Below are 12,357 nucleotides of genomic sequence, written 5' to 3' on the forward strand. Positions count from 1 at the left end.
CCCTGGTGGCCTAGTCCCGACGGCGCAGGCGGATGACCACATCCACGCTCGCGATCTCGGCCCCGGAGGGCGCATCTGGCAGATGGCTGATGACCAGCTGATCCGAGGGCGCGTCGGTCAGTCGTCCTTCTTCTTCCCAGTAGAAATGCGGGTGGTCATGGGTATTGGTGTCAAAATAGCTTTTGGAACCATCAACCGTCACTTCCTGCAACAATCCGGCATCGCAAAAGGCGCGCAACGTGTTGTAAACGGTCGCAAGCGATACCGCTTCGCCGTGCCCCTTGGCGGCGTCGAACAGGCTTTCAGCTGTGACATGACGATGCTGACCGTCGCCGACCAACAAGCTGGCAAGCGTCACACGCTGGCGCGTGGGCCTCAGACCGGCTTGCGCCAGCCACCTGGTGCCGTTTTCTGCATGCATCGTGGTCATCGAAGAGTCCCTTGTTTCATCATATATACTGTAAGCATAGCAGGTTTTTCAATCGCAAAACCCCGATGGGGTGTGGCATCATACTGCATGATTTGGCGATTGCGCGACGGGACGGGCGCCAAACACGGATGTCAAAGCGCGCCCTTGCAGCGGCGGCGCGGGCGGTGTTAGACCGATTCAAGCCAAAAGCCCGAGCAGGAGAGCCGATACCATGGCCGATTACCCCACCAGTTTCGACAAAGAAGGGCTGCTGAAATGCGCGCGCGGTGAACTTTTCGGCCCCGGCAACGCGCAACTGCCAGAACCGCCAATGCTGATGATGGATCGGATCACCGACATATCGGAAGATGGTGGCGCGCATGGCAAAGGCCACGTCGTGGCCGAATTTGATATCACGCCCGACCTGTGGTTCTTCGACTGTCACTTTCCCGGCAATCCAATTATGCCCGGATGCCTGGGTCTGGACGGCTGCTGGCAATTGACCGGCTTCAACCTTGGCTGGCGCGGCTGGACCGGGCGCGGCTATGCGCTGGGTGTGGGCGAGGTCAAGCTTAAGGGCATGGTGCGCCCTGACCGCAAGATGCTGACCTACCGGATCGATTTTACCAAAGCCGTGCAGACGCGACGTTTGACCATGGGTATTGCCGACGCCGTGGTCGAGGCGGATGGCGAGGTCATCTATGAGATCACGGGCATGAAAGTGGCGCTGAGCGAAAGTTGATCAGTGCGACCGCCCGCTGAGGGCGGCGGCTTAGTCTGTCAGCTCATGCGCCCAGGGCGGATTTGCGCCTGCGCGTGACACCGTAACCGCAGCCACCTTTGCAGCAAACTGCAGGGCTTGCGTGGCGGCCTCTGACGTAAGCCCTTGGATACTTTCAATGTTCAACAGATCCTGATCGGCCAGCGACGCCAGAATTCCCGCGTTGAAGGTATCACCGGCGCCGACGGTATCTACGACTGCGGCCTTCTGCGCCGGCACCGTTACCTGAGTGCCATCTGCCAGAACGGCCACTGCCCCGGCACTGCCCCGGGTGAGGATGACCATGTCTGGCCCGTTCTTGCGCAACTGGTCAATTTTGTCCGCGCTTGATCCCTTTCCGGCAACCAGCCAGTCCAGGTCTTCATCTGAGATCTTAAGGATGTTGCTGCGTTCGATGAGCCCTGTCAGACGGTCCCGGTACCGTGCTTCATCCTTTACAAAGCTCGGGCGGATGTTGGGATCGATCATCACAACCCTGCCCACGCCCTCATCGTGTAAAAGGCCCGCATAGGTCTCAGCACAGGGATCTACGGCAAGGCTGATGCCACCGAAAAAAAGCGCCGTGATCTCGTCACCAAGCGCTGGCACATCTGCTGGCGCAATCATGCGCCCCGCCGTGTTTTCATCATAAAATGAATAGCGCGCCTGGCCGGCAGTCAGTTCGACAAATGCCAGTGTGCAGGGCCTGTCCGACAGGATCAATCGCGCAGTGTCGACGCGGCTTTCTGCCAGATCGCGCTGCAGTCGCTGACCAAACATGTCAGTGGACACCCCTGACAGCAGTCCGGTTGGCTGGTCCAGACGCCCAAGGGCGATGGCCGTGTTGAACACCGCCCCGCCTGAATGCGGTGCAAACGTCGCCTCGCCCGCCGCGCTTTGCCGTGGCAGCATGTCGATCAGCGCTTCGCCGCAACACAGGATCATGCCGACTGCCCCCTTACCTGCTCATGCGACGTAAGACTGCAAAGTGGCGCGCGTGCCATTTTGCCATACCTGCGACAGTGAATTCACAAAGGCATCGCGAAAGCGCGGATCCGCAGCGAAAGCGCCATAGGCCTCCGTGCCCTTCAGCCAGACATCAGGATCGGCCTTCGCAGCAAGGGCGGCAGATTGCAGCCGAGCCCATGCGGGATCGTTTTCCACAATAATGCTGCCGTCTTCGCGGGTGCCTGCGCACATACGTGCCCACAGCGCCTCAACCAAAGCCAGACCGGTGATCGATTGGCCCGCCGCCAACGCATCCCGGATGATCGGATGCACAAAACCCCGGTGGCGCGACAAACCGTCAAAGGCAACACGGCGCGTGGTGTCGTGAATCCTGGGGTTGGCAAAGCGGTCGGTAATCAAATCCACGTACGACAAGGGCATCATGCCCGGTACGGCCCCGACCTGCGGCGCGATCTCTGTGCGCTGCACCTTGTCAAAAAAGGCTGCAATATCGGCATCGGCCATGCAGCCAGCAATCGTATCAATTGACAAAAGCTCGCCCGCGTTTGCCAGCACCTGATGACCCGCATTGAGGATGCGGATTTTCATCGCCTCATACGCGTGTACATCGTTGGTGAACGTGGCACCGACAAGATCCCAGTCAGGTCGACCTGCGCAAAACCGATCTTCGATCACCCATTGGCGAAAATTCTCATGCGTCACCGGTACGGCATCGCCGATCCCAAAGCCGCGCACCATTTCAAGCTCTTTCGCGCCGGTCGCAGGGACAATGCAATCGACCATCGAATTGGGGAACGCCCCTTGCTTGTCGATCCAGTCGGCTAAGTCAGGATCAGTAGCACGCGCAAGCGATACGACCACCGAACGGGTGATGTCGCCATTTCCTTGCAGGTTATCGCAGCTTTGCACCGTAAAAGGACCGCTGCCGGCATTCCGCCGCGCCTTCAGCCCCGCAACAATCGCGCCGAAAACGGTGGAAGGCGCCTCTGGCCGGGCGATATCGTGGCGAATATCGGGGTGGTCGAAATCCAGCCCTCCGTCACCGGGTGCAATGAAATAGCCCCCTTCGGTCACCGTGAGCGCAACGATACGGATACGCGGATCCGTCATGCAGGCAATCAGCGCGCGGTTGTCTTCCTCAACAGGCAAAAAGTCGATCATGGCACCGGTCACTTCGACCGCGCTGTTTTTCGGGTCCAGTTCGATGAGCGTCGTCAGGCAGTCCTGCGCCAAAAGCTTTTCACGCATCACCGCATCGCCTGCCCGCACGCCTGCGCCGATAATGGCCCAGTCCTGTGCCCGGCCATCCTGCATCAATCGATGAAGATACCACGCCTGATGGGCGCGGTGAAAATTGCCCAGGCCCACATGGACGATCCCCGGCGTAAGCGCGGCCCGGTCATAGGTCGGTCGCGCAACGGTTGCTGGAAGCTGATCAAGTGTTGCATCGCACAGGGCAACAGGGGCTGCGGATTTAGCTTGGGTGCTCATCAACTCATCCAGTTTCCGCCATCGACGTTATAAGTCTGGGCGACAATGTAGTCAGCCTCGGCCGAGGCAAGGAACACGGCCATACCGGTCAAATCTTCTGCCCGCGCCATGCGACCGAAAGGCACCGCCTCACCGACCTCTTTCTTCTTCTGACCCGGGGCCTTGCCCTCGTACTTGGCAAAGAAGGCGTCGACGCCATCCCAATGCTCACCGTCCACCACACCCGGTGCTATGGCATTCACGTTGATGCCGTGCTCAATCAGGTTGAGACCTGCCGATTGGGTCAGGGAAATCACGGCGGCCTTACTTGCGCAATAGACTGCAACCAGCGCTTCACCGCGTCGCCCTGCCTGGCTGGCCATGTTGATGATTTTGCCGCGAATGCCGCGATCGATCATGTGGCGGGAAACGGCCTGCATCACAAATAGCGTGCCCGAGACGTTGATATCAAAGACGCGGTCGTACTCAGCGCGCGAGATTTCAACCAGCGGGGCTGCGGTGAACAAGGCCGCGTTATTGATCAGGATGTCGATCTGGCCAAAGTGACCGACAGCCTGTGCAAGCCCCGCATCAATGCTGTTTTGGTCCGTCACATCCATCTGCACTGCCAGCGCACTGTCCCCCAGCGCACTTGCGGTTTCAGTCGCCCGGGCGGTGTCTATATCTGCAATCACGACCTGCGCGCCTTCGCGAATGTAGGCTTGTGCAAACGCGCGCCCGATGCCGCGGGCGGCACCGGTGATCAACGCTGTCTTGCCAGCCAGCCGCGTCATGCGATGCGCAGGCCCTGCGCATCAAAGCGGTGGATCTCGTCCGCACGAGGGGTGAGGTGGATCGTATCCCCGTGCTTGAGGCTGACGTCGCCGATGGCGCGGACTGTGATCGTTTCACCAAGGCCTGTATTGTGAATATGAAAGAACGTGTCAGATCCCAAATGTTCCGCCACACCAACCGTGCCTTCCCACGTTCCGCCGCTCTCAACCACATCAATGTGTTCCGGGCGGATGCCGATGGTATCGGCATCGTGCTTGGCTGCTTCCGGACCCGTGATCAGGTTCATCTTGGGCGATCCGATAAAGCCCGCCACAAAGGTATTGCGCGGACTGCGGTACAGCTCCAGCGGAGAGCCGACCTGTTCGATGACACCCGCCTGCAAGACCACGATCTTGTCAGCCATAGTCATTGCTTCGACCTGATCGTGGGTCACATAGATCATGGTCGTTTCAAGCTTTTTGTGCAATTCCGAGATTTCCATGCGCATACCCACGCGCAGCGCGGCATCAAGGTTTGACAGCGGCTCGTCAAACAGAAACGCCGCCGGTTCACGCACAATCGCCCGGCCAATGGCCACTCGCTGGCGCTGCCCACCCGAAAGCTGCCCCGGACGGCGATCCAGATAGTCCTTGAGATTGAGCACAGAGGCGGCGTTTTCCACGCGCGCATCGATTTCGGACTGGGGCATCTTGGCCATGCGCAGCGGAAAGGCGATGTTCTTGCGCACCGACATGTGCGGATAAAGCGCGTAGGATTGGAACACCATCGCCAGCCCGCGTTTGGCGGGAACAAGCGCGGTTGCATCCTTGCCATCAATCTCGATATGGCCGGTGGTGATGTCCTCAAGCCCGGCAATCAGCCGCAAAAGGGTGGATTTGCCGCAGCCTGAGGGGCCGACAAAGACGGTGAATTCGCCGTCATGGATGGTCAGGTCCAGCGGTGGAATGACCTCCACATCGCCAAAGCTCTTGGTCACCTGGTTGAGTTGAATTTGTCCCATGTGTCAGGTTCCTTATTTCACCGCGCCAAACGTCAGGCCACGGACAAGTTGTTTCTGGCTGAACCAGCCAAGGATGAGGATCGGCGCAATCGCCATGGTCGAGGCAGCACTCAGCTTCGCAAAGAACAGGCCCTCGGGGCTGGAATAGCTTGCGATGAAGGCCGTCAGAGGCGCGGCGTTGACAGCTGTCAAGTTCAGGGTCCAGAAGGCCTCGTTCCAGGCAAGGATAAAGTTCAGCAACATCGTCGACGCAATGCCCGGGATCGCCATGGGCGTGAGGATATAGAGCACCTCTTCGCGCAGAGTCGCGCCATCCATCCGGGCCGCTTCAAGAATTTCCACGGGGATTTCGCGGAAGTATGTGTACAGCATCCAGACAATAATCGGCAGGTTGATCAGCATCATCACGATCACAAGACCCGCGCGGCTGTCCAGAAGTCCAAGCTGAATGAACAGCAGGTAGATCGGGTAGAGCACACCCACGGCTGGCAGCATCTTGGTCGACAGCATCCAAAGCAGGATGTCCTTGGTGCGCTTGGACGGCACAAAGGCCATCGACCATGCCGCCGGAACCGCGATGATCAGACCAAGGATCGTAGAGCCCCCGGCAATGATGACCGAATTCCACAAAAACCGCGCGTAGTTCGACCGCTCCATCACGATGCTGTAGTTTTCCATCGTCCAGTCAAAGTTCAGAAAAATCGGCGGGGAGGCGATCGCCTGTGCCTCGGTCTTGAACGACGTCAGAATGGTCCACAGGATCGGGAAGAAAATCAGCAAACCGACGGCCCAGGCAAACCCGGTGTTCATCAACTTGCGGCGGGGTGTAATTGCGCGTGCCATGATCAGTTATCCAGGTTCTTGCCGACGATCCGCATCAGGAAGATCGCGACGATGTTTGCAAGGATGATGGCATAGACGCCACCGGCGGAGCCAAGACCGATATTCTGGCTTTCCAGCACACGCTGGAAGATCAGGTAGGACAACGTTCGTGTGCCAAACGCACCGCCTGTGGTCACGAAAATCTCGGCGAAGACGGCCAAAAGAAAGATCGTCTGGATCAGGATCACAATCGTGATCGCGCGGCTGAGGTGCGGCAGGATGATATGGTAAAACCGCTTCAGCGTCGGCGCGCCATCCATTTCAGCGGCCTCCAGCTGCTCGCTGTCCAGCGACTGGATCGCGGTGAGCAAAATGAGTGTTGCAAAGGGCAACCACTGCCAGCTGACAATCATGATGATGGCGGGCATGGCCGCGTCTGATAGCCAACTGACCGGTTCGGCCCCGAAAAAACGCCAAAGATGCGCAAAGAGGCCATTGACCGGGTCCATGAACATGTTCTTCCAGACCAGCGCGGACACCGTCGGCATCACAAAGAACGGCGCGATCACAAGGATACGCACAATCCCCTGCCCCCACATGGGCTTGTCCAGCAGCAGGGCCAGCAACACGCCAAGTGCGACGGTAATGATCAGGACGCTCAGAACAATCGTGAGGGTCGTCAGAACCGCAGGCCAGAACGCGCTTGATGTGACAAAGCGGACGTAGTTGTCAAAACCGGTCCACCCCTGATCACCGCCACGCAGGGGCAGATAGGTGCGGAACGAAAACCACAGGGTCATGATCAGCGGCACCAGCATCCAGCCCAAAAGCAGAATTACTGCGGGGGCCATCATCAGTCGGGCTGCAGATCGGGAAGCTTTGGTCGCCATTGGATGCATCTCCTCCGTTGACAGCCTGCGTAAACCAGAGCTGCCGGGTTGCGACATCAAAAACGTTGGAAATCGTGAGATCAAAGGGCGACGGGCACGCCGCCCTTTGAGGTATCAGAACGGGGCGGCTTACTTGTAGCCGGCGGCTTCCAACGCTTCGTTGGTGATCGCCTGCGCCTTTGCAAGCGCTTCCTCGACGGTCTGCTGACCGGCATAGGCTGCCGAGAATTCCTGACTCACTTCGGTCCAGAAGCCAGCCCATTCGGGGATCGCAGCGAACTGAATGCCGACGTAAGGAACGGGGTCCACGGTCGGGTTGTTCGGATCAGCCGACAGGATCGAGTCCAGCGTCATCTGCGCGAAAGGAACGGCCTGATAGTCAGGGTTTTCGTACAGCGACGTACGCGCGCCCGGAGGAACGTTGGCCCAACCTTCCTTGGCAGCGACCAGCTCGATGTAGTCCTTGGAGGTGGCCCACTCGATGAACTGCTTTGCTTCGGCTTCCTGCTGCGTACCTGCAGGGATGGCCAGCGCCCATGCCCAAAGCCAGTTGGCCTTCTTGTCGACGCCTTCGCTGTTGGGTGCCAGTGCGAAACCAACGCTGTCAGCAACCTCGGAGTCGTTGGGGTTGGTGACAAAGGATGCCGCCACGGTGGCGTCGATCCACATGCCGCATTTGCCCTGATTGAACAGCGACAGGTTCTCGTTGAAGCCGTTCGTCGCATAGCCGGACGGGCCGGATTCTTCCATCATGCCGGTGTAGAAGTTCAGCGTGTTCGCCCAGGCCTCGGAATCGAGCTGTGCGTTCCAGTCCTCATCGACAGGACGTGCGCCAAATGAGTTGGCCATGGTGTTGATAAAAGCACCGCCTTCACCCCAACCGGCCTTACCACGCAGGCAGATGCCGTTGATCTCGTTGTCACGATCCGTCATCGCAGCCGCCGCTTCGCGGATGAACTGCCAGGTCGGCGCGTCGGGCATTTCCATGCCGGCGGCTTCCATCAGGTCCGTGCGATACATGATCATCGAGCTTTCGCCATAGAACGGCGCCGCATACAGCGTGCCATCATGGCTCAGACCGCCACGCATAGCGGGCAGGATGTCATCGACGTCATATTCCGCAGACAGATCGTCCAGGGGCACCAACCAGCCATTCGATCCCCAGATCGGGGTTTCGTACATGCCGATGGTCATGATGTCGAACTGACCACCCTTCGTAGTGATGTCCGTGGTGACGCGCTGGCGCAGAACGTTTTCTTCCAGCGTCACCCACTCCACGCCGATGCCTGTCGCTTCGGTGAAGGTGTCGGTGTAGCCCTGCATGCGGATCATGTCGCCGTTGTTCACCGTGGCGATCGTGATTGTCTTGCTGTGGCCGTCGGCAAAAGCCGATGTGCCGGCCATCACGGCAAGCGCGCTGACCACGCCAAATGTTGCGTGCCTTGTCATAGATGTTCCTCCCAAAACGCAAATTATTTTGCTGCTCGTGAGGCTAGAAGAAAGATAACGCGGGGTCAATAAATATTTTACGCGCGTAAAATTCCAGCCGTTTCAGGCCGATGCCCGCAAAACCAGATGACTGGAAAAGAGCACTTCCAGCCGGGTGTGGAAACGTCCGTCATTACGAATCAGATCGAAGAGCATTTCGACGGACCGGTTCGCGACGGTGTCGTAATCATGTGCCACAGTGGTCAAAGACGGGCCGGTGAAGCGTGCAAATGGATGGTCATCGTGCCCGGCCACCCGCATCTGGCAATCAGCGTCACGCCCCACCTTTACTCCATGTTCGTAAAAGGCCGCCAGAACACCGATGGCGAGGCGGTCATTGCTACACAGCAAGGTATTGGTCGGCATCTTGCCGCGTTCCAGCAACGTGACAGCCCCCTGATAACCGATCTCTTCGAAAGCCCAGCCTTCTCCCTTTGCCTGCTCGATCCGAGGCTCCAGCCCCAGTTGCTCCATTTTGGCGACATAGGCCGAGGCGCGTTTGCGCGCGTTCGGGTTGGCGGGTGTTTCCATCTCGAAAAAGAACGGCGGCTCGCCCGACCGGCAAAGGTATTCGACGCTTTGATTGATAAAACTGGCATTGTCAGAGCCTACGAAAGCCGCACCGACCCCTTCGATATTACTGTCAAACAGAACAGTCGGGACGTCCTTGCAAAACTTTTCGATCTCTGCGCGATTTGACGTTCGCCCCAAGGGCGCAAGCAATACCCCCGCCGGTTTCAACATGCGCAGATCGTTCAGAATGTCGATTTCGGTTTCTGTCTTGCCATGCGCGGAATAAAGCGTTGGGCGGTACCCCGCCGCGATGCACCGCTGTTCAAGATTGCGCGCGATTTCGGCAAAGAAAGGATCCGCCAGATAGGGCACCACGATGCCCAAATTCTTGGTCAGCTTGCGGTTCTGGTTCATCGCAAAAATATTCGGGCGATAGTCGTGCAGATCCAGGGCGGCCTCTATCCGCGCCCGGGTCGAGGCACGAACGCTGTCCGGGTTGTTGAAATACTTCGACACCGTCGGGCGCGAAATACCGCTGAGTGCGGCAAACTCTTCCATATTGCGAACTTTGCTCATGGCTCCCCCGGGTTTGTCTGCATCTGGGATTATGGCAGGAAGTTTCCGAATTAACACTCACATTTTTGCGCGCGTCAATTTACCGGTGGGGAAAGTTTCCAATTTGAAAGGTCGGCGCGGGCTCAGTCGGATTCCCCATGCAGCGTATTTGCCCCGGCCATGTACACGCTGATCCGGTCAAACTGCGCCCCGGCGGCATCAAAAAAATTGCAGTTGGACTTGTGGGTCAGACTGCCGTCCAGCTCCACGTTCTCAACAAGAAACTGCACCGCGATCCGATTGTTCGCCGGATCGCTTACAAAGCGAAAATCTCGGTGTCGCACTTCCTCATGGGCCGACCAGAGACGGTGAAACATGCCTGCAATTTCGTCATGCCCACGCAAGTCAACGCCATGGGTTTCCACCGTGAACACACAATCGGGGGTCAACAGGGCCAGAATACCATCCAGATTTTCCGCATCCACGGCTGTGAAATACCGCAAAACCATCTCTTTCAGCGTGTTCTGCACGGGGTGTCATCCTTTGCAAGCGGGGTCCATACTGGCGATATTGCGGGCAGGACAAAAGCCCTATCTGGTTGCGCCACGCCTGTGCTCTGGCCTAGATAGCATCAAAAGAGATCAAAGGAGTGCGCGTATGCGCCGTGTCGTCGTCACTGGACTTGGGATCGTTTCCTCCATCGGGAACAACGCCGAAGAAGTCACCGCAGCGCTCAAGGCGGGCACGTCGGGCATCGAGGCCAGCGCAGAGATGGCCGAGCACGGATTTCGCAGTCAGGTCGCGGGCACGCTCAAGATCGATGTGTCCGAACATGTGGACAAACGCACATTGCGGTTCATGGGCCCCGGCGCGGCCTACGCCTATATCGCCATGGAGCAGGCAATCGCCGACGCCGCTCTGGGCGAAGACGTCATTTCCAATCCACGCACAGGACTGATCGCAGGCTCTGGCGGGCCCTCAACCAGCGCGATGAAAACGGCGCATGATGTGGTGGACAAGACGGGTGCCACCAAGCGCATCGGGCCTTTTGCCGTGCCCAAGTGCATGTCCTCGACCATCAGCGCAAACCTCAGCACAGCGTTCAAGATCAAGGGCATCAACTATTCCATCACCTCGGCTTGCTCTACGTCGTTGCACTGCATCGGCTCAGCAGCCGAACAGATCATGCTGGGCAAACAGGACGTGATGTTTGCAGGCGGCGGCGAAGAACTGGACTGGACGCTGAGCTGCCTCTTTGACGCCATGGGCGCGATGTCCTCGAAATACAACGACACGCCCGAACGCGCCTCCCGCGCCTTTGACGCGGACCGCGACGGGTTCGTGATTACCGGTGGCGGTGGGATTGTCGTGCTCGAAAGCCTGGAACATGCCCAGGCGCGCGGGGCGAAAATCTATGCGGAAGTGACTGGTTTCGCGGCCACCTCCGACGGGCACGACATGGTTGCGCCCTCGGGCGAGGGCGGCACGCGCGCGATGCAACTGGCGCTCGAAACCCTGCCAGAGGGGCGCAATGTCAGCTACATCAACGCCCATGGCACATCTACCCCAGTGGGCGATGTCGGCGAAATCGAGGCGGTCCGGAGGGTCTTTGGTGAAGGCACCACACCACCTGTCAGTTCCACCAAGTCGATGACAGGTCACGGGCAAGGGTCAGCCGGCGCTATGGAGGCAATTTTCTGCCTCCTCATGCTCGAGCACGACTTCATCACACCATCGATCAATGTGGAAACACTCGATCCGGCCTTGAAACCCGAAGAGATTGCGACCGAATTGGTCGAGAACGCGGGCCTTGATTCAGTCATGACCAATTCCTTCGGTTTTGGCGGCACCAACGGGTCGATGATCCTCTCAAAGTTCAAGGGGTAAGCCATGTCAGACCTTCTGAAAGGCAAGCGCGGCCTGATCATGGGCGTGGCCAATGAACGCTCCATCGCCTGGGGCATCGCGAAAGCCATGGCAGAGGCCGGCGCGGAGCTGGCGTTCACGTATCAGGGCGACGCCTTTGGCAGCCGCCTGAAGCCGCTCGCCGAAAGCGTTGGCAGCGATTTCATGGTAGACGTGGACGTGACCGATGATGCCTCATTGGATACCGCGTTCGAGCAATTGGCCGCGCGCTGGCCCTCCATCGACTTTGTGGTCCACGCAATTGCGTTTTCCGACAAGAGCGAACTGACGGGCCGGTTCTTGAACACCACCCGCGCGAACTTCAAACATTCCATGGATATCTCGGCTTACAGCTTTATCGAGGTGGCCCGCCGGGCCCATCCGCTGATGTTGGAAAACGGCGGCACACTGATGACGCTGACTTATCAGGGCTCAAACCGCGTGGTGCCGAACTACAATGTGATGGGTGTGGCCAAGGCGGCGCTAGAAAGCGCCACACGCTATCTGGCCAACGATCTGGGCCCCGATGGCATTCGTGTGAACGCGATCAGCCCCGGCCCGATGAAAACCCTGGCGGGGGCCGCCATTGGCGGTGCGCGCAAGACCTACAAGCACACCGACCAGAACGCGCCCCTGCGCGCCAACGCAACGCTGGAAGCCGTCGGAGGTACCGCCGTCTATCTGGCCTCGGATGCGGGTGCCTGCACCACCGGCGAGATCATCCGCGTTGACGGCGGATTCCATGTTCTGGGGATGCCGCAGCAGGAATACCTCTGACACC

The 12,357-nt window shown here is 58.8% G+C and carries 13 protein-coding genes; 3 read left to right on the forward strand and 10 right to left on the reverse strand.

Going from position 1 to position 12,357, the window contains the following annotated elements; genetic code table 11:
- Positions 1-10 precede the first annotated feature (10 nt).
- On the reverse strand, positions 11-430 hold the full coding sequence (gene irrA / locus H9Q16_RS09805; protein WP_191075256.1) for an iron response transcriptional regulator IrrA: 420 nt from the start codon (positions 428-430) through the stop codon (positions 11-13).
- Between the two features lie 211 nt (positions 431-641).
- On the opposite strand from irrA, the gene fabA reads away from it, so the two are divergent.
- Positions 642-1,151, forward strand: a complete 510-nt coding sequence (fabA, locus tag H9Q16_RS09810; protein WP_191075257.1) for a bifunctional 3-hydroxydecanoyl-ACP dehydratase/trans-2-decenoyl-ACP isomerase — start codon at positions 642-644, stop codon at positions 1,149-1,151.
- A gap of 30 nt (positions 1,152-1,181) precedes the next feature.
- Here fabA and H9Q16_RS09815 read toward each other — a convergent pair whose 3' ends face one another.
- The 9 genes from H9Q16_RS09815 to H9Q16_RS09855 all read right to left on the reverse strand — a co-directional run bounded on the left by H9Q16_RS09815 (position 1,182) and on the right by H9Q16_RS09855 (position 10,201).
- Positions 1,182-2,114 (reverse strand): carbohydrate kinase family protein, encoded by a 933-nt coding sequence (locus H9Q16_RS09815; protein ID WP_191075258.1) that lies wholly within the window; start codon positions 2,112-2,114, stop codon positions 1,182-1,184.
- A gap of 21 nt (positions 2,115-2,135) precedes the next feature.
- The gene (locus H9Q16_RS09820; protein ID WP_191075259.1) at positions 2,136-3,629 is read right to left on the reverse strand and encodes a mannitol dehydrogenase family protein; all 1,494 of its coding nucleotides are present in this window, start codon (positions 3,627-3,629) and stop codon (positions 2,136-2,138) included.
- Positions 3,629-4,402, reverse strand: coding sequence for an L-iditol 2-dehydrogenase (locus H9Q16_RS09825; protein ID WP_191075260.1), 774 nt, complete (start codon positions 4,400-4,402; stop codon positions 3,629-3,631). Before H9Q16_RS09825 ends, H9Q16_RS09820 begins: the two co-directional genes overlap by 1 nt.
- Positions 4,399-5,403 carry an ABC transporter ATP-binding protein gene (locus tag H9Q16_RS09830; protein ID WP_191075261.1) on the reverse strand — a complete coding sequence of 335 codons (1,005 nt, stop codon included), beginning with the start codon at positions 5,401-5,403 and terminating at the stop codon, positions 4,399-4,401. The genes H9Q16_RS09825 and H9Q16_RS09830 overlap by 4 nt, the downstream gene beginning before the upstream one ends.
- A 12-nt stretch (positions 5,404-5,415) precedes the next feature.
- Positions 5,416-6,246, reverse strand: a complete 831-nt coding sequence (locus H9Q16_RS09835) for a carbohydrate ABC transporter permease (RefSeq protein WP_191075262.1) — start codon at positions 6,244-6,246, stop codon at positions 5,416-5,418.
- A 2-nt stretch (positions 6,247-6,248) separates the two neighbouring features.
- Entirely contained in the window at positions 6,249-7,115 is an 867-nt protein-coding gene (locus H9Q16_RS09840) for a carbohydrate ABC transporter permease (RefSeq protein WP_191075263.1), read from the reverse strand.
- 129 nt (positions 7,116-7,244) lie between these two features.
- A complete protein-coding gene (locus H9Q16_RS09845; RefSeq protein ID WP_386260528.1) occupies positions 7,245-8,519 on the reverse strand; it encodes an ABC transporter substrate-binding protein in 1,275 nt (424 codons plus the stop codon).
- 147 nt (positions 8,520-8,666) lie between these two features.
- Positions 8,667-9,692: a LacI family DNA-binding transcriptional regulator gene (locus H9Q16_RS09850; protein WP_191075265.1), complete on the reverse strand. Its 1,026-nt coding sequence runs from the start codon at positions 9,690-9,692 to the stop codon at positions 8,667-8,669.
- A 122-nt stretch (positions 9,693-9,814) separates the two neighbouring features.
- Positions 9,815-10,201 (reverse strand): nuclear transport factor 2 family protein, encoded by a 387-nt coding sequence (locus H9Q16_RS09855; protein WP_191075266.1) that lies wholly within the window; start codon positions 10,199-10,201, stop codon positions 9,815-9,817.
- Between the two features lie 127 nt (positions 10,202-10,328).
- Here H9Q16_RS09855 and fabB point away from each other — a divergent pair, with 127 nt between their 5' ends.
- Both fabB and H9Q16_RS09865 read left to right on the forward strand, forming a co-directional pair.
- Complete coding sequence (gene fabB, locus H9Q16_RS09860) at positions 10,329-11,558, forward strand: beta-ketoacyl-ACP synthase I (RefSeq protein WP_191075267.1); 1,230 nt, start codon at positions 10,329-10,331, stop codon at positions 11,556-11,558.
- 3 nt (positions 11,559-11,561) lie between these two features.
- Complete coding sequence (locus H9Q16_RS09865) at positions 11,562-12,353, forward strand: enoyl-ACP reductase FabI (protein ID WP_191075268.1); 792 nt, start codon at positions 11,562-11,564, stop codon at positions 12,351-12,353.
- Positions 12,354-12,357 lie beyond the last annotated feature (4 nt).

The sequence above is a fragment of the Sulfitobacter aestuariivivens genome, from assembly GCF_014763045.1.
Taxonomy (GTDB): Bacteria; Pseudomonadota; Alphaproteobacteria; order Rhodobacterales; family Rhodobacteraceae; genus Sulfitobacter; species Sulfitobacter aestuariivivens.

What these genes read in the sequence shown, in the direction of transcription:
- H9Q16_RS09835 (WP_191075262.1), bottom strand. Translation starts at nt 6,246, where the DNA reads ATGGCACGCGCAATTACACCCCGCCGCAAGTTGATGAACACCGGGTTT.
- H9Q16_RS09845 (WP_386260528.1), bottom strand. Translation starts at nt 8,519, where the DNA reads ATGGCCGGCACATCGGCTTTTGCCGACGGCCACAGCAAGACAATCACG.
- irrA (WP_191075256.1), bottom strand. Translation starts at nt 430, where the DNA reads ATGACCACGATGCATGCAGAAAACGGCACCAGGTGGCTGGCGCAAGCC.
- fabA (WP_191075257.1), top strand. Translation starts at nt 642, where the DNA reads ATGGCCGATTACCCCACCAGTTTCGACAAAGAAGGGCTGCTGAAATGC.
- H9Q16_RS09825 (WP_191075260.1), bottom strand. Translation starts at nt 4,402, where the DNA reads ATGACGCGGCTGGCTGGCAAGACAGCGTTGATCACCGGTGCCGCCCGC.
- H9Q16_RS09850 (WP_191075265.1), bottom strand. Translation starts at nt 9,692, where the DNA reads ATGAGCAAAGTTCGCAATATGGAAGAGTTTGCCGCACTCAGCGGTATT.
- H9Q16_RS09815 (WP_191075258.1), bottom strand. Translation starts at nt 2,114, where the DNA reads ATGATCCTGTGTTGCGGCGAAGCGCTGATCGACATGCTGCCACGGCAA.
- fabB (WP_191075267.1), top strand. Translation starts at nt 10,329, where the DNA reads ATGCGCCGTGTCGTCGTCACTGGACTTGGGATCGTTTCCTCCATCGGG.
- H9Q16_RS09830 (WP_191075261.1), bottom strand. Translation starts at nt 5,403, where the DNA reads ATGGGACAAATTCAACTCAACCAGGTGACCAAGAGCTTTGGCGATGTG.
- H9Q16_RS09820 (WP_191075259.1), bottom strand. Translation starts at nt 3,629, where the DNA reads ATGAGCACCCAAGCTAAATCCGCAGCCCCTGTTGCCCTGTGCGATGCA.
- H9Q16_RS09840 (WP_191075263.1), bottom strand. Translation starts at nt 7,115, where the DNA reads ATGGCGACCAAAGCTTCCCGATCTGCAGCCCGACTGATGATGGCCCCC.
- H9Q16_RS09865 (WP_191075268.1), top strand. Translation starts at nt 11,562, where the DNA reads ATGTCAGACCTTCTGAAAGGCAAGCGCGGCCTGATCATGGGCGTGGCC.